A 15,837-nucleotide genomic window follows, 5' to 3' on the forward strand; every position below is an offset into this window, starting at 1 on the left:
GACCTTCGCGTGCAGAGCACCATTCGCGGGCCGGGGTTACCGTGAGGCCATGTCCGGTGCCCTGGTCGCCTCGATCCACATCTACCCGGTGAAGGGCGAACCGGGGGAGGAGCTCTCGGTCGCCGACGTCGAGGACGACGGGCTCGCGGGCGACCGCCGCAAGCGTGCGCCGGTGCAGCTGGTGGCAGCCGAGGACGTCGACGAGGACACGCGGGCCAACTTCGTCGTCACCATGCCCGGGGACGCGCTGCTGGCCGCCGTCGGCTCGGCGGTCAGGATCGGGGTCGTCGAGCTGGAGGTCGACGCCGTGCCGAGCGGCTGCCCCGGGGTGTACGCCCGCGTACGGCGACCGGGCAAGGTCAGCGTCGGCGACACGGTCGAGGTAATCGGATGACCTCACGCCTCGTTGGCCATAGCCTGCGGGTGTGCTGGAGCGCGTGACGTCGGGGCAGGGGCGGACGGAGATGGAGCCTGCCGCGACGCATGCCGCCGCGGTGCAGCGGCTCGTCGCCAGCTACCGCGCCATCCCGCCCTCGGCGCCGGTGCGGCTGGCGAAGAAGACCTCCAACCTGTTCCGCGCACGGGCCCGGACGAACGCGCCGGGGCTCGACGTCAGCGGCCTCGGCGGCGTCATCGCCGTCGACCCTGTGGCGATGACGGCCGACCTCGGCGGCATGTGCACCTACGAGGACCTCGTCGCGGCGACGCTGCCACACGGCCTCGCCCCGCTGGTGGTGCCGCAGCTGAAGACGATCACCCTCGGTGGCGCCGTCACGGGCCTGGGCATCGAGTCGACGTCCTTCCGCAACGGGCTGCCCCACGAGTCGGTGCTGGAGATGGACATCCTCACGGGCGCCGGCGAGGTGGTCACCGCGGCCCCCGGAGGCGAGCACGACGACCTCTACCGCGGGTTCCCCAACTCCTACGGCACGCTGGGCTACGCCACGCGCCTGCGCATCGAGCTCGAGCCGGTAGAGCCGTTCGTGGCCCTGCGGCACGTGCGGTTCCGCACGCTCGAGGCGCTCGTCGAGACCATGGACCGGGTGGTCCGCGAGCGGGTGCACGACGGCGAGCCGGTCGACTACGTCGACGGCGTCGTCTTCAGCGCGACGGAGGCCTACCTCACCCTGGGGCGCCGGACCGACGAGCCCGGACCGGTGAGCGACTACACCGGCATGGACATCTACTACCGGTCGCTGCAGCACGACGGCACCGAGCCGAGGCGTGACCGGCTGACGATCCACGACTACCTGTGGCGCTGGGACACCGACTGGTTCTGGTGCAGCCGCGCCTTCGGGGCCCAGAACCCGGCGCTGCGTCGGGTGTGGCCGCGGCGCTGGCGGCGCAGCAGCGTGTACTGGAAGCTCGTCGCGCTCGACCAGCGCTGGTCGGTCGCCGACCGCCTCGAGGCCCGCAAGGGAAGGCCGCCCCGCGAGCGCGTGGTGCAGGACGTCGAGGTCCCGGTGGAGGAGTGCGCGGCCTTCCTGCACTGGTTCCTGCGCGAGGTGCCCATCGAGCCGGTGTGGCTGTGCCCGCTGCGGGTGCGCGAGGACGGGCCCGCCCACCCCGAGCCCGGCTCGCAGCCGTGGCCCCTCTACCCGCTGCGCACCGGGCAGACCTACGTCAACGTCGGCTTCTGGTCCACCGTGCCCGCGACACCCGGGCAGCCCGGCGCCACCAACCGGCTCATCGAGCGCGAGGTCACCGCCCGGCACGGCCACAAGTCGCTCTACTCCGACGCCTACTACGAGCGCGACGAGTTCGACCGCCTCTACGGCGGCGAGGCCTTCGCCACGCTCAAGGAACGCTACGACCCCAGCTCCCGGCTCCTCGACCTCTACTCGAAGGCGGTGCAACGCAGATGACCGTGCTCAAGCAGACCCACCAGCACTCCCACCAGCGACCTCACGACCGCGGCCCCACCGGCCACGCGCTGCCGCCGATGACGGTGGCCGAGGCGTTCGAGGCCGTCGTCGACGGTCCGCTGCCGCTGCGTTTCACCGCCTACGACGGAAGCACCGCAGGTCCGGCGGACGCCGCGGTGTCCCTGCACCTGCGCACCCCGCGCGGTGCGGCTTACATCGCCACCGCGCCCGGTGACCTCGGTCTGGCCCGCGCGTACGTCTCCGGCGACCTCGACATCGAGGGAGCCCACCCCGGTGACCCCTACCCGGTGCTTGCGGCCATGGGCAGCATCCGCTTCCAGGTGCCCGGCCCGCGCACCCTAGCGGCGATCGCCCGCACCCTGGGCTCCGGGGTGCTGCACCCGCCGCCCCCGCCGCCGCAGGAGGCGCTGCCGCGCTGGCGCCGGGTGGCCGAGGGGCTGCGCCACTCCAAGACGCGCGACGCCGAGGCGATCCACCACCACTACGACGTGTCGAACGCCTTCTACGAGAAGGTGCTCGGCCCGTCGATGACCTACACGTGCGCCTGCTACCCGCACGAGGCGGCGACCCTGGAGGAGGCGCAGGAGAACAAGTACCGCCTCGTCTTCGACAAGCTGCGCCTCAAGGAGGGCGACCGGCTCCTCGACATCGGCTGCGGCTGGGGCGGCATGGTCCGGTATGCCGCGCGGCGGGGCGTGCGCGCCATCGGCGCCACCCTCTCGCGCGAGCAGGCGGCCTGGGCACAGCGCGCCATCGAGGAGGAGGGCCTGGCCGACCTCGCCGAGGTGCGGTTCAGCGACTACCGCGACGTGCCCGAGACCGGCTTCGACGCGGTCTCCTCGATCGGGCTCACGGAGCACATCGGTGTCAAGCAGTACCCCTCCTACTTCCGCAGCATCAAGGAGAAGCTGCGCGACGGCGGCCTGCTGCTGAACCACTGCATCACCCGGCCCGACAACAGGCGCACCTCCACCGGCGCCTTCATCGACCGCTACGTCTTCCCCGACGGCGAGCTCACCGGCTCGGGCACCATCATCGCGGCCGTGCAGGACGTCGGCCTCGAGGTGCGGCACGAGGAGAACCTGCGCGAGCACTACGCGCTCACCCTCGCCAGCTGGTGCCGCAACCTCGTCGACAGCTGGGACCAGTGCGTCGAGGAGGTCGGCGAGGCGACGGCGCGGGTCTGGGGCCTGTACATGGCCGGCTCGCGCTACGGCTTCGAGACCAACGTGGTGCAGCTGCACCAGGTGCTCGCGGTCAAGCTCGACGGGCGCGGCGACGCGCACCTGCCGCTGCGTCCGTGGTGGGACGCCTGAGTGGAGCAGCGACTGAGCCTGGTCACCCTCGGCGTGGCCGACCTCGACCGTGCCCGGGCCTTCTACGAGGCGCTGGGCTGGCGGCGCGGTGACGACAACGACGACGTCGTCTTCTTCCAGGCCGGCGGGATGGTCGTCGCCCTGTGGGACCGCGCGGCCCTCGCGGAGGACAGCGCGGTCGAGGACACGGGCGGCTGGGGCGGGGTGACCCTCGCCCTCAACGTCCGGTCACCGGAGGAGGTCGACGACGTGCTCGAGCAGGCCCGGACGGCCGGCGCGGTCATCGGCCGCCCCGGCGCCGAGACCTTCTGGGGCGGCTACTCGGGCGTCTTCATCGACCCCGACGGCCACCCCTGGGAGGTGGCGCACAACCCGTTCTGGACCGTCACCGACGACGGCCGGACGCTGCTGCGCGGCTAGCCGGCAGCGGCATCCCGGCCCTGCGGCTGGGGCAGCAGCTCGGTGCCGAGCCACTCCACCGGGATGCCGAAGGCGTCGACGAGGTCCTGCGCGTGCGGGCGCAGCTCGGCGCAGAGCGCGTTGACGGTCGCGGTCACCTGCTTGCTGCGAGCCGGGGTGATCCGGGTGTGCTCGAGGTACCAGCCCTTGTGCGCCTCGATGGTCGAGAGGGCGTACAGGTCGCAGACCTTCTCCAGCAGGGCCTTCGCCGCGAGGTCCTCGCAGGCGTCGATGCCGGCGACGAACGCCTCGAGCACGACCCGGTCCACGTGCGCCCGGGCGGCCGCGACGAGGTGGTCCTGTGCCTCGTTGAACACCGCGAACGCGTTCGCCCCGGGTGCGGTGGCGCGCCGCAGGCGACGCGCCAGGGTCTCGAGCAGGTGGCGCTCGCGGTCCTCGAACAGCGCGCACTGCCAACCCCGGTCGGCCACGGCTTCCTCGGCGTCGCGACCCGGGGCAGCGGCCACGAGGCGCTCGACCAGGCCGCGCGCCGCCGTGCGCTCGATGACCGAGCCGGCGACCTGACGGGCGCCGAAGCGCACCATCTCGAGGGTGTCCATGTCGCCGAAGGTGTCGCGGTAGTCGGTCAGGAGGCCCTTGGCGACCAGCTGCAGCAGCACGGTGTTGTCGCCCTCGAAGGTCGTGAAGACGTCGGTGTCGGCCTTGAGCTGTGGCAGGCGGTTCACCGTGAGGTAGCCAGCCCCGCCGCAGGCCTCGCGGCAGGTCTGGATCGTCGCTGTCGCGTGGGCGGTGGCCACGGCCTTGATCCCGGCAGCCCGCGCCTCGAGCTCGCGCTGGTCGCGGGGGTCGGCGGCGCCACCGGCGCAGGCGACGTCGTGCATCCGGGAGACCAGGTCGTTCTGCGCGAACATCAGGGCATAGGAGGTCGCGAGCGCCGGCAGCAGCTTGCGCTGGTGCGCGCGGTAGTCGAGCAGCAGCACCTCCTCGGCGCCGCCGGGAGGGGCGAACTGGCGCCGGTGGCCGGCATACGTGATGGCCAGCGTCAGCGCGGTGCGGGTGGCCGCTCCGGCGCCGCCGGCGACGCTGACCCGGCCCCGCACCAGCGTGCCGAGCATGGTGAAGAAGCGCTTGGTGGGGTTCTCGATGGGGGAGGTGTAGACCCCGTGCTCGTCGATGTCGCCGTACTGGTTCAGCAGGTTGGTCCGCGGCACCCTCACGTCGTCGAAGCTCAGCCGTCCGTTGTCCACGCCGGCCAGCCCTGCCTTGGCGCCGCAGTCGCCGATGGTGACGCCGGGCAGCGGCTCGCCGTCCTCGTCGCGGATGGGCACCAGCACGCAGTGCACGCCGTGCGACTCGCCGCCGGTGACCAGCTGGGCGAAGACCGCCGCCATCCGTCCGTCGCGCGCCGCGCCGCCGATGTAGTCCTTGCGCGCCGCCGGGGTGGGCGTGTCCACCACCAGCTCGTCGGTGTCCGGGTCGTAGGTCGCCGTGGTGCCGAGCGACTGCACGTCGGAGCCGTGCCCGGTCTCCGTCATCGCGAAGCAGCCCGGGAGCTCGGCGCTGAGGATCGCGGGCAGGTATGCCGTGTGGTGCCGCTTGGTGCCCAGGCTTGCCACCGCGCCGCCGAAGAGGCCCCAGTGCACGCCCGCCTTGACCATCAGCGACAGGTCGGCGTGGCCGAGCATCTCGAAGGCGGTGACCGACGCGCCGTAGTCGCCCTGGCCGCCCAGGTCCTTGGACAGGCCGCGGGCGGGGTGGCCGGTCTGCGCCAGCAGCTGCAGCTGGGCCGCCACCCTGGCGCGGTACTCCTCGAGGGTCAGCTCCGCGGCGGGCGGGGCGAAGCGGGCCGGCTCGAGCTCGGAGCGGGCCTCCTCGCGGATGTGGGCCCACCGGCCGTCGATGGCGGTCTGCAGCGCGGTGCTGAGCGTGCTCATGGGGGTGCTCCTCACGGGGAAGGGGTGGGCCAGGCGGACGACAGCCCGCCCCAGGCCAGGTCGGTGAGGTGCTCGGCGAGCACCTCGCGGGGCATCGGGTCGGCGGTGGTGAGCCACTGGTCCGCGGCCGCGCGGACCATGCCGACGAGGCCAGGGCCCCACACCGCGGCCGCCGCGGTGTCGCGCCCGGCCGACTCCAGGGCGGCCGCCAGCACTGCGGACATCTGCTCCGCGATGTGCGAGGTCACCTGGCCGGCGGGGTCGCCACCGGCCGGGCGGTCGAGCAACGGCGCGTTGACGACGAACCGGTAGACCTCGGGGTCACGCTCGACGAGCCGGAGGTAGGAGTCGATGGCGGCCGCGATGAGCCGGCGGGGCGAGCCGTCGCCGTCCAGCTGCGAGGCGCCGAGGTCGGTGGCACCCAGCGCGGAGGTGACGTCGCGCAGGATCAGCGCGTCGACGCGGGCCGCGACCGCGGCATACAGGCCGTTCCGGTCGCTGAAGTGGCGGTAGAAGACAGTCTTGCTGGTGCCGGCGCTGGCGGCGACGTCGTCCATGCCGACCGTGGCGCCGTGCTGGCGGATGGCGCGCAGCGTGGCGTCGACCAGCTCCTCGCGCCGGCGGGCCCGGTGCGCGTCCCAGCGGGTGCTGCGTCCGTCCGTGGTCGTGCTCACGGTCGGCGACGGTAGCAGGTACTCGCGGTACCTGCTACCGTCCGTAGCCAGTAACTGCCCAGCACCGACCAGCACGAGGAGCCCTCCGTGGCGACGACGTCCCAGCCGACCTCCCTGCCGCGCCGCGCCGCGGTCATCGGGGGCAACCGCATCCCCTTCGCCCGCGCGAACGGCAGCTATGCCCACGCCTCCAACCAGGACATGCTCACCGCCGCGCTCGAGGGCCTGGTGGCCCGGCACGGCCTGGCCGGCGAGCAGGTCGGGGAGGTGGCGGCCGGTGCGGTGCTCAAGCACAGCCGCGACTTCAACCTCACCCGCGAGGCGGTGCTCGGCTCGAGCCTGTCGGCGCACACGCCCGCCTACGACGTGCAGCAGGCCTGCGGCACCGGGCTCGAGGCCGCCATCCTCGTCGCCAACAAGGTGGCCCTTGGGCAGGTCGACTGCGGCATCGCCGGGGGCACCGACACCGCCTCGGACGCCCCCATCGCCGTGAGCGAGGGCCTGCGCGAGACGCTGCTCCAGCTCAACCGGGCCAAGACCTCCGGGCAGCGGGCCAAGGCGCTCGCCGGCCTGCGTCCCAGCCACGTGGTGCCCGAGATCCCGCGCAACGTCGAGCCGCGCACCGGCCTCTCGATGGGCGAGCACATGGCCCAGACGGCCAAGCGCTGGGGCATCACCCGGGAGGCGCAGGACGAGCTGGCCGCCGCCAGCCACCGCAACCTCGCCGCCGCCTGGGAGAGCGGCTTCTTCGACGACCTGGTCACGCCGTTCCTGGGCGTGACCCGCGACGAGAACCTGCGGCCGGACTCCTCCGTCGAGAAGCTCGCGAAGCTGAAGCCGGTCTTCGGACGTGGCGAGGGCGCCACCATGACCGCCGGCAACAGCACGCCGCTGACCGACGGGGCCTCCGTGGTGCTGCTCGGCACCGACGAGTGGGCGGCCGAGCGAGGCCTCCCGGTGCTGGCACACGTCGTCGACGCCCAGACCGCGGCGGTCGACTACGTCACCGGCGACGAGGGCCTGCTCATGGCGCCGGCCTACGCGCTGCCCCGCCTGCTCGAGCGGCAGGGCATGACGCTGCAGGACTTCGACCTCGTCGAGATCCACGAAGCCTTCGCCTCCACGGTGCTCGCGACCCTGGCCGCCTGGGAGGACGAGGAGTTCTGCCGCGAGCGGCTGGGCCTGGCCAAGCCGGTCGGCTCGCTCGACCGCAGCCGCCTCAACGTGCACGGGTCGTCGCTGGCCGCGGGCCACCCGTTCGCCGCCACCGGCGGGCGCATCGTCGCCTCGCTGTCAAAGATGCTGAGCGAGAAGGGCCCCGGGGCCCGCGGGCTGGTGTCGGTCTGCGCCGCCGGCGGCCAGGGCGTCATGGCGATCCTCGAGGCGGCCTGACATGGCCGGGTATGCCTCCTTCGTCAACACGGCGGTGGGCAAGAAGCTCGCCGCCCAGCTCGGGCTGCCGCGCCCCGTGAGGCTGCGCCGGTATGCCGTGGACGCGCCGCTCGTGGACGGCGCCGTCCTCGTCGGCGGCCACGGTGGCACCCCGCTGCTGGACCGGGTCCGTGCCGTGCTCGCCGACGAGGCAGTCACGGCGGTCGGGGAGGTCGCGGAGGGCCAGCGCGTGTCGGCCGTCGTGGCCGACCTGACCGCGGTCGAGTCGCCCGAGGACCTCGAGTCGCTGCGTGCGCTCGTCGGTCCGGCGCTGCGCTCCCTGGCCCCGAGCGGGCGGGTCGTCGTGCTGGGCCGGCCGCCCCGCGAGGCCGCCACCCCCGCCCAGGCGGCCGCTCGCCGCGCGCTGGAGGGCGTCACCCGTTCGATCGGCAAGGAGCTGCGGGCCGGCGCCACCGCCAACCTCGTGCTGGTGTCCGACGGCGCCGACTCAGGCGTCGACAGCACCCTGCGCTTCCTGCTGTCCGGCCGCTCGGCCTACGTCGACGCCCAGGTCGTGGAGGTGACCGGCGGCGAGGCCGCGGCTCCCGCCGACTGGCGCAGGCCGCTCGACGGCAAGGTGGCCGTGGTCACGGGTGCCGCCCGCGGCATCGGCGCGGCCATCGCCGACGTGCTGGCCCGCGACGGGGCCACGCTCGTGTGCGTCGACGTCCCGGCTGCGGGAGAGGCGCTGGCCCGCACCGCCAACCGGGTCGGCGGCACCGCGCTCCAGCTCGATGTCACGGTCCCCGACGCGGGGGAACGGATCCTCGAGCACGCCAGGGCCCGGCACGGTGGCCTCGACATCGTCGTGCACAACGCGGGCATCACCCGCGACCGGCTGCTGGCCAACACCGACGAGCAGCGGTGGGCCTCGGTCGTCGAGGTCAACCTGCTGTCGGTGCTGCGCATGAACGAGGCGCTGCTCGCCGACGGCGGGCTGCGCGACGGCGGACGCGTCGTGGTCGTGTCGTCGATGTCCGGCATCGCGGGCAACCGCGGCCAGAGCAACTACGCCGCGTCGAAGGCGGGGCTCATCGGCCTGGTGCAGGCCCTGCGCGACGACCAGGGCCTGCGGCGCCGCCGCATCACCGTCAACGCGGTGGCTCCCGGGTTCATCGAGACCGAGATGACCTCCCGCATCCCGTTCGCCACGCGTGAGGTCGGCCGGCTGATGAACTCGCTGTCGCAGGGCGGCCTGCCCGTCGACGTCGCGGAGACCATCGCGTGGCTCGCCCAGGACGCCAGCGCCGGCGTCAACGGCAACGTCGTGCGCGTCTGCGGCCAGAGCCTGCTGGGGGCCTGACGTGGAGCCTGACGTCGAGGTCGAGACGCTCCAGCAGCCCCCCTCGCTGCCCCGGCTCTACGCCACGGCCGCCCTGACGGCGCGGGGGCGCAGCGGCAGCGGGCCGCTGCCCGAACGGGCGCTGCGGCTGTCCGACGTGCGCGTCGACCGCGACCGCCTGTTGCTCTACCAGCACCTCTGCGGCTTCCCGGCCGGGGACGTGCTGCCCCACACGTGGCCGCAGGTGCTCGGCTTCCCGCTGCAGACCGAGCTCATGGCGCGCCGCGACTTCCCGCTCGCTCTGCCCGGCCTGGTGCACCTCGAGAACACCATCACCGTGCACCGGCCGCTCACCGCCGACGACGTCCTCGAGCTCACCGTGCGGGCCGAGCACCTGCGCGAGCACCCCAGGGGCCTGCTCGTCGACCTCGTCACCGAGGTCACGGTCGCCGGGGAGCAGGCCTGGCACGGCCGCAGCACCTACCTGCGCAAGGGCCGCTCGCACGACGTCGCCCGGCCGGCACCCTCACCGGAGATGCCGGCGGGGGAGCCCGCAGCGGTCTGGCGCCTCCCCGGTGACACCGGTCGCCGGTATGCCGCCGTCAGCGGCGACGTGAACCCCATCCACCTGCACCGGCTGACGGCCCGGGCCATGGGTTTCCCGCGTGCCATCGCCCACGGGATGTACAGCACCGCCCGCGTCCTGGCCGCGCTCGGACCCGCCACCAGCGGGCCCTCGACATCCCGTGTGTGGTTTCGCAAGCCCTTGCTCCTGCCCGGGACCGTGGCGCTCGCCGTGGAGCGCCACGCCGGGGGAGAGGTCGTCGCCGGGCTGACCAGCCGGGACGGGGAGGTCGAGCACCTCGTGCTGGACTGGCGGCCGATCCGGTAGTCGGCTTCCCGCCACCCACCGGGCGGCCCGCGAGTGAGGACCCGCCGGTACCGTGGCTCGGATGAGCAGATCCGGGGATGACACAGCCGAGGAGGTCGTCTGGCACCGCCGTGCCAGCGACCGGGTGGCGCAGACGGTGGCCGGCTGGGTCCGCACGAGCCGCCGGGCCTTCGCGCACCCCGGACCGGAACGCGACACCGGCTTGTTGCTGGCGAAGGCGGCGATCGCCACCGTGGTCGCCTGGCAGGCTGCCGTGCACCTGCTCGACAGCCCGCAGCCGTTCTACGCCCCGCTGGCGGCCCTGCTGGTCGTGGACGAGACGATGGTGCGGTCGCTGGGGGCGAGCGCCCAGCGGATCGCCGCCGTGGTGCTCGGCATGAGCGTGGCCTGGCTGGTCGGCTCACTCGTGGGCGTGACCTGGTGGACGATGGTCCCGGTCATGCTCGTGGCCCTGCTGCTGGGGCGCTGGCGCCGGCTGGGCGACCACGGGCTCCAGGTGCCCACCCTCGTGCTGCTCTCGCTGCTCACCGTGCACGGCACCGACACCGAGTTCACGTACCTGACGATCGTCGAGACCGTGCTCGGAGGCGTCATCGGCGTCGCGGTCAACGCGGTCGTGCTCGCCCCGCTGCACATCCAGCAGCCGCGCGACGCCGTGCGGTCGCTGACCGCGCGGGTGCGCCGCCTGCTCGACGACATGGCGACCGGCCTGCGTGAGGGCTGGGACGCCGACGAGGCCCGGCGCTGGTACGACACCAGCACCGAGATCGTGCGCACCGCGCCCGAGGTGCTCGAGTCGATCGAGACCGGCCGGGAGAGCACGCGCCTCAACCCGCGGCACGACCTGCGGCCGGTCGACATCGACTGGGCCGGTTACGCGCGCACCGTCGAGACGGTGCGGCGCTCCCAGTGGCAGGTCTCCGGCATCGCCCGCACCCTCGTCGACGCCGCCGACGAGGCCGAGCGGCTCCCGGTCCCGTCGGAGGGGTTCCTGGAGCGGTACGCCGAGGCGCTGGAGGCCATCGGCCGCGCCATCGACCACTTCGGCCTGCGCGACGGCGAGGAGAAGGCCGAGGTCGACCGGCACCTTCGCGCCGGCCTGGAGGTGCTCGACGAGCTCGGCGCCTGGGTCCGCGAGACCCCGCTCGACGACCCCCAGGCGTGGCCCGCCTACGGCGCGCTCATCCTCGACGGCCAGCGCCTGGCGCGTGAGCTCTCGGCCAAGAAGGAGGAGGCGGCCGTGCCCACGGACAGCGGGCCGATCCGCCTTCCCCTGCAGGACCGGCTCAAGCAGATGGGCGTGACCGGCCAGGACGCCTAGCGTCCGCGCAGCACCGCCCGACGGTGGAGGTACTCCTGCTCGTCGATCTCACCGCGGGCGTACCGCTCGTCGAGCAACCGGTCCGCCGGTGACACCCCCGTGTCGATGTGGGGAGCCGGACCCGGCGGCGTGGTGCCGCTGCCGGAGGTGCGGGCCATCCACACCGCGAGCAGCACGGCGCCCCCGACGACCAGGACCAGCAGGCCGGCCATCACCAGCAGGCCCCACCAGCCGCCACCTCCACGCATCCCCCACATGCCCCATCCGCCGTCGTCCCACATGGGGCCAGCGTGGATCCGACGCCCCGGGGACCGGCAGGGCCATTGGGCCCGTGCCGTCGCCGGTGCAGGACGGCCACCGTGGAACTGCCGCGCAGCGGCTCCTTCCCGGCCGATAGCATCGTGACGCCACGGCGCTCGCCCGCGCACGCGGCATACCGTCGAAGCACCACCCCGTGAAGACCGCCCGAGGAGCCACCACCGTGTCTGCGCAGATCACCGTCCACGTCGCCGGAAGCGAGCGAGCGGTGGCCGAGCAGACCACGCCCGCCGACCTGTTCGGCGACGACCGCGCCGTCGTCGTGGCCCGCGTCAACGGCGAGCTCCGCGACCTCAGCCACCCGCTCTCCGAGGGCGACACCGTCGAGCCGGTGCGCATCGACGAGGAGGACGGGCTGAACGTGCTGCGGCACTCGGCCGCCCACGTGCTCGCCCAGGCCGTGCAGCAGGTCAACCCCAAGGCCAAGCTGGGCATCGGGCCGCCGGTCAAGGACGGGTTCTACTACGACTTCGACGTCGAGGAGCCCTTCAACCCCGACGACCTCAAGCAGCTCGAGAAGGTGATGCAGCGCATCATCAACGAGGGGCAGACCTTCGTGCGGCGCGAGATCTCCGACGACGAGGCGCTGGCCGAGCTGAAGGACGAGCCCTACAAGTGCGAGCTCATCGGGCTCAAGGGCGGTGCCGCTGGGGAGGCCGCCGAGGGCGCGAACGTCGAGGTCGGCGGCGCGCAGCTGACCGTCTACGACAACCTGCGCCGCGACGGCACCGTGGCCTGGGGCGACCTGTGCCGCGGCCCGCACATCCCGTCGACCAAGCTCATCGGCAACGCCTTCAAGCTCATGCGCAGCGCGGCCGCCTACTGGCGCGGCTCCGAGAAGAACCCCCAGCTGCAGCGCATCTACGGCACCGCCTGGCCCAGCAAGGACGACCTCAAGGCCTACCTCGACCGCCTCGCCGAGGCCGAGAAGCGCGACCACCGCAAGCTCGGCGCCGAGCTCGACCTGTTCAGCTTCCCCGACGAGATCGGCTCCGGCCTGGTGGTCTTCCACCCCAAGGGCGGGGTCATCAAGCGCGAGATGGAGGACTACGTCCGTCGGCGGCACATCGAGGAGGGCTTCCAGTACGTCGGGACCCCGCACATCACCAAGCAGGGTCTCTTCGAGACCTCCGGACACCTGCCGTACTACGCCGACACCATGTTCCCGCCCATGGAGATGGAGGGGAGCAGCTACTACCTCAAGGCCATGAACTGCCCGATGCACAACCTGATCTTCAGGTCGCGCGGGCGTTCCTACCGTGAGCTGCCGCTGCGCTTCTTCGAGTTCGGGTCGGTCTACCGCTACGAGAAGTCGGGTGTCGTCCACGGGCTGACCCGCGTCCGCGGCCTGACCCAGGACGACTCGCACTCCTACGTGACCCCCGAGCAGGCGCCGGCCGAGATCAAGCACCTGCTGTCCTTCGTGCTCGGCCTGCTCAAGGACTTCGGGCTCGACGACTACTACCTCGAGCTGTCGACCCGCGACGAGTCGGACAAGTTCATCGGCAGCGACGAGCAGTGGGCGGAGGCCACCCGCGTCCTGGAGCAGGCCGCGACCGACACGGGGCTCGAGCTCGTGGCCGACCCCGGCGGTGCCGCGTTCTACGGCCCCAAGATCTCGGTCCAGATCCGTGACGCCATCGGCCGCACCTGGCAGATGTCGACGATCCAGTACGACTTCAACCAGCCGGCGGGCTTCGAGCTGGAGTACCAGGCGGCCGACGGCTCGCGCCAGCAGCCGGTCATGATCCACTCGGCGAAGTTCGGCTCCATCGAGCGCTTCTTCGGCGTGCTCGTCGAGCACTACGCCGGCGCCTTCCCGCCCTGGCTCTCGCCGGTGCAGGTCCTTGGCATCCCGGTGGCCGAGGAGTACAACGGCTACCTCGCGGAGGTCGCGGCGAGGCTGCGCGAGCGGGGCATCCGGGTCGAGGTCGACGAGAGCGACGACCGCTTCCCGAAGAAGATCCGCAACGCCAGCAAGGCCAAGGTGCCGTTCGTGCTCATCGCCGGTGAGGACGACCGCTCCGCCGGCGCGGTGTCGTTCCGCTACCGCGACGGGTCGCAGAAGAACGGCGTCCCCCTCGACGAGGCGGTCGCCGAGATCGTCCAGGCGGTCGAGGCCCGGGTCCAGGTCTGATGGCCGACGAGGAGCAGTTCCCGCGCCGTCCGGGCGAGAGCCAGGAGGAGCACGAGGCCAGGCTGCGGGTGTTCCCCGAGCTGGCGCGCGAGTTCGCGGCGGCCGAGGACGGCTTCGAGCGGCTCTGGACACCGCACCGGATGGCCTACATCCGGGGCGAGCGACCCAGCAAGGAGGCGGGGGAGGGCTGCCCGTTCTGCCTCGCCCCCCAACGCGCCGACGATGCCGAGGGGCTCATCGTCCACCGCGGCGAGCACTGCTACGTCGTGATGAACCTCTTCCCCTACAACCCCGGTCACGTGCTCGTCTGCCCCTACCGCCACGTCGCCCTCTACGTCGACCTCGACGAGGAGGAGACCGCCGAGTTCACCGCCCTGACCCGGACAGCCATCGCGGCCCTGACCGCCGCGTCGTCGCCCATGGGGTTCAACATCGGCATGAACCAGGGGGCCGTCGCCGGTGCGGGCGTGCAGGCCCACCTGCACCAGCACGTGGTGCCCCGTTGGGGCGGGGACGCCAACTTCCTGCCCGTGATCGCGCAGACCAAGGCGCTGCCCATGCTGCTCGAGGACGTCCGCCAGCAGCTCGTTGCCGCGTGGCCGCGCTGAGCCGCCGGCTGCCGTCGATACCCTGAGGCCACCATGCTGAACCGATACGCCCGTGCCTTCTTCACCAAGGTCTTCACCCCGCTCGCCCGGCTGCTGCTCAAGCTGGGCGTGAGCCCGGACGTCGTGACCCTGGTGGGGACTCTCGGCGTCTGCGTCGGGGCCCTGGCCTTCTACCCCCGCCACGAGTTCTTCTGGGGGACCATCGTCATCACGGCGTTCGTGTTCTCGGACACCCTCGACGGGATCATGGCGCGGATGTCGAACCGCTCGGGCAACTGGGGCGCCTACCTCGACTCCACCCTCGACCGGGTCGGTGACGCGGCCATCTTCGGCGGCCTCGTGCTCTGGTACGCCGGGGACGGCCGCGACACCCTGATGGCCGCCCTGGCGCTGGCCTGCCTCATCCTCGGCAGCGTCGTGTCCTACTCGAAGGCCCGCGCCGAGGGCCTGGGCATGACCGCCAACGTCGGCATCGCCGAGCGCGCCGACCGGCTCGTGGCCGTCTTGGTCGCGACCGGCCTGGTGGGTCTGGGCGTGCCGGAGGTGCTCCTGACCGTCGTGCTGGCGCTGCTCGCCGTCGCGAGCTTCATCACGGTGTGCCAGCGCGTGCTGACCGTGCGCCGGCAGGCCCTGAGCCGCGCGTGAGCCGCATCGGCGACGTCGTCGCCGTCGCCGGCTTCCGCCTCGGGTGGGGCGCCGTCCGACGGCTGCCCGAGCGGGCGGCATACGCGCTCTTCGACCGGATCGCCGACCTCGCCACGGCTCGGGGAGGCTCGGGCGTCCGGCGCCTGCGCTCCAACTACGCCCGGGTGCGCCCCGAGCTCGGCGACGCCGAGCTCGACGCACTGGTGCGCCGCGGCATGCGCAGCTACATGCGCTACTACTGCGAGGCCTTCCGACTGCCGGACCGCAGCGCGGACGACGTCGCCCGCGGGGTGCGCGTCGTCGGTGACGGCGCCGTCCGCGATGAGCTGGCGCAGGGCCGGGCGGTGGTCTGCTTCCTCGGCCACATGGGCAACTGGGACACCGCGGGGGCCTGGGGCGCCCGCGAGCTGGGCCCCGTGGTCACCGTCGCCGAGCGCCTGGAGCCGGAGGAGGTGTATGCCGAGTTCCTCGCCTTCCGGGAGTCGCTCGGCATGACGATCCTGCCGCTGACCGGCGGGGGAGACGTCTTCGCGCAGCTCCGCTCGCACCTCACGAAGCCGGTGATCATGCCCCTGCTCGCGGACCGCGACCTGACGGCCCGGGGCATCGAGGTCGACCTGTGCGGCCACCCGGCGCGCATGGCGGCCGGCCCCGCGGCCCTGGCGCTGGCCACGGGAGCGGCGCTGCACCCGGTGTCGATCCGCTACGAGCTCGTGCCCGGCAGCGCGTGGCACCGGCGCATCGTCATCACCTTCCACGAGCGGGTGTGCGACCCCAAGCAGGGCACCACGCGAGAGCGGGCGACCGCCATGACGCAGCAGTGCGCCGACGCCCTCGGCGGCGCGATCCGCGAGCACACCGAGGACTGGCACATGCTGCAGCGGGTGTTCGTCGAGGACCTCGACGAGCGCACCCCCGGCGGTGTCGCCGTGAGGCGGTCACGATGAGGTGGGCACGATGAGGCGGTCATGAT

At 72.9% G+C, this 15,837-nt stretch carries 15 protein-coding genes; 12 read left to right on the forward strand and 3 right to left on the reverse strand.

All coding sequences use genetic code 11. The annotated features are described in order from the left end of the window. The first annotated feature begins 49 nt into the window (after positions 1–49). From BMW78_RS05505 to BMW78_RS05520, 4 genes are read left to right on the forward strand one after another with little or no spacing between them, the layout of a single operon-like run. The gene (locus tag BMW78_RS05505) at positions 50–394 is read left to right on the forward strand and encodes an MOSC N-terminal beta barrel domain-containing protein (protein WP_091757181.1); all 345 of its coding nucleotides are present in this window, start codon (positions 50–52) and stop codon (positions 392–394) included. Positions 395–425: 31 nt separating this feature from the next. After that, complete coding sequence (locus BMW78_RS05510; protein ID WP_245735676.1) at positions 426–1,865, forward strand: FAD-binding oxidoreductase; 1,440 nt, start codon at positions 426–428, stop codon at positions 1,863–1,865. Then, entirely contained in the window at positions 1,862–3,202 is a 1,341-nt protein-coding gene (locus BMW78_RS05515) for an SAM-dependent methyltransferase (protein ID WP_091757184.1), read from the forward strand. Before BMW78_RS05510 ends, BMW78_RS05515 begins: the two co-directional genes overlap by 4 nt. Beyond that, positions 3,203–3,622, forward strand: coding sequence for a VOC family protein (locus BMW78_RS05520; protein WP_091757185.1), 420 nt, complete (start codon positions 3,203–3,205; stop codon positions 3,620–3,622). Here the strand turns inward: BMW78_RS05520 and BMW78_RS05525 are convergent. Together BMW78_RS05525 and BMW78_RS05530 are read right to left on the reverse strand one after the other, a co-directional pair. Continuing rightward, positions 3,619–5,556, reverse strand: a complete 1,938-nt coding sequence (locus BMW78_RS05525) for an acyl-CoA dehydrogenase family protein (protein WP_091757187.1) — start codon at positions 5,554–5,556, stop codon at positions 3,619–3,621. The two genes, BMW78_RS05520 and BMW78_RS05525, sit on opposite strands and share 4 nt — an antisense overlap. An 11-nt stretch (positions 5,557–5,567) precedes the next feature. After that, positions 5,568–6,230, reverse strand: a complete 663-nt coding sequence (locus tag BMW78_RS05530) for a TetR family transcriptional regulator (RefSeq protein WP_091757189.1) — start codon at positions 6,228–6,230, stop codon at positions 5,568–5,570. A gap of 87 nt (positions 6,231–6,317) precedes the next feature. On the opposite strand from BMW78_RS05530, the gene BMW78_RS05535 reads away from it, so the two are divergent. From BMW78_RS05535 to BMW78_RS05550, 4 genes are all read left to right on the forward strand, one after another. Beyond that, positions 6,318–7,622, forward strand: coding sequence for an acetyl-CoA C-acetyltransferase (locus BMW78_RS05535; RefSeq protein ID WP_091757191.1), 1,305 nt, complete (start codon positions 6,318–6,320; stop codon positions 7,620–7,622). A 1-nt stretch (position 7,623) separates the two neighbouring features. Then, the gene (locus tag BMW78_RS05540) at positions 7,624–8,964 is read left to right on the forward strand and encodes a 3-oxoacyl-ACP reductase (protein WP_091757193.1); all 1,341 of its coding nucleotides are present in this window, start codon (positions 7,624–7,626) and stop codon (positions 8,962–8,964) included. Between the two features lies 1 nt (position 8,965). After that, complete coding sequence (locus BMW78_RS05545) at positions 8,966–9,835, forward strand: MaoC/PaaZ C-terminal domain-containing protein (protein ID WP_091757195.1); 870 nt, start codon at positions 8,966–8,968, stop codon at positions 9,833–9,835. A 61-nt stretch (positions 9,836–9,896) separates the two neighbouring features. Next, positions 9,897–11,156 (forward strand): FUSC family protein, encoded by a 1,260-nt coding sequence (locus BMW78_RS05550; protein WP_091757197.1) that lies wholly within the window; start codon positions 9,897–9,899, stop codon positions 11,154–11,156. On the opposite strand, the gene BMW78_RS05555 is transcribed toward BMW78_RS05550, so the two are convergent. After that, positions 11,153–11,437, reverse strand: coding sequence for an SHOCT domain-containing protein (locus BMW78_RS05555; protein ID WP_245735677.1), 285 nt, complete (start codon positions 11,435–11,437; stop codon positions 11,153–11,155). The two genes, BMW78_RS05550 and BMW78_RS05555, sit on opposite strands and share 4 nt — an antisense overlap. Positions 11,438–11,637: 200 nt before the next feature. On the opposite strand from BMW78_RS05555, the gene thrS reads away from it, so the two are divergent. From thrS to BMW78_RS05575, 4 genes are read left to right on the forward strand one after another with little or no spacing between them, the layout of a single operon-like run. Then, positions 11,638–13,611 carry a threonine--tRNA ligase gene (thrS, locus tag BMW78_RS05560; RefSeq protein ID WP_091757201.1) on the forward strand — a complete coding sequence of 658 codons (1,974 nt, stop codon included), beginning with the start codon at positions 11,638–11,640 and terminating at the stop codon, positions 13,609–13,611. After that, positions 13,611–14,219, forward strand: coding sequence for an HIT family protein (locus tag BMW78_RS05565; RefSeq protein ID WP_091757202.1), 609 nt, complete (start codon positions 13,611–13,613; stop codon positions 14,217–14,219). Before thrS ends, BMW78_RS05565 begins: the two co-directional genes overlap by 1 nt. Before the next feature lie 33 nt (positions 14,220–14,252). After that, positions 14,253–14,864 carry a phosphatidylinositol phosphate synthase gene (gene pgsA / locus BMW78_RS05570; RefSeq protein WP_091757204.1) on the forward strand — a complete coding sequence of 204 codons (612 nt, stop codon included), beginning with the start codon at positions 14,253–14,255 and terminating at the stop codon, positions 14,862–14,864. Further along, the gene (locus tag BMW78_RS05575; RefSeq protein WP_091757206.1) at positions 14,861–15,811 is read left to right on the forward strand and encodes a phosphatidylinositol mannoside acyltransferase; all 951 of its coding nucleotides are present in this window, start codon (positions 14,861–14,863) and stop codon (positions 15,809–15,811) included. The genes pgsA and BMW78_RS05575 overlap by 4 nt, the downstream gene beginning before the upstream one ends. Positions 15,812–15,837: the final 26 nt, after the last annotated feature.

Source organism: Pedococcus cremeus (genome assembly GCF_900111375.1).
Classification (GTDB): domain Bacteria; phylum Actinomycetota; class Actinomycetes; order Actinomycetales; family Dermatophilaceae; genus Pedococcus_A; species Pedococcus_A cremeus.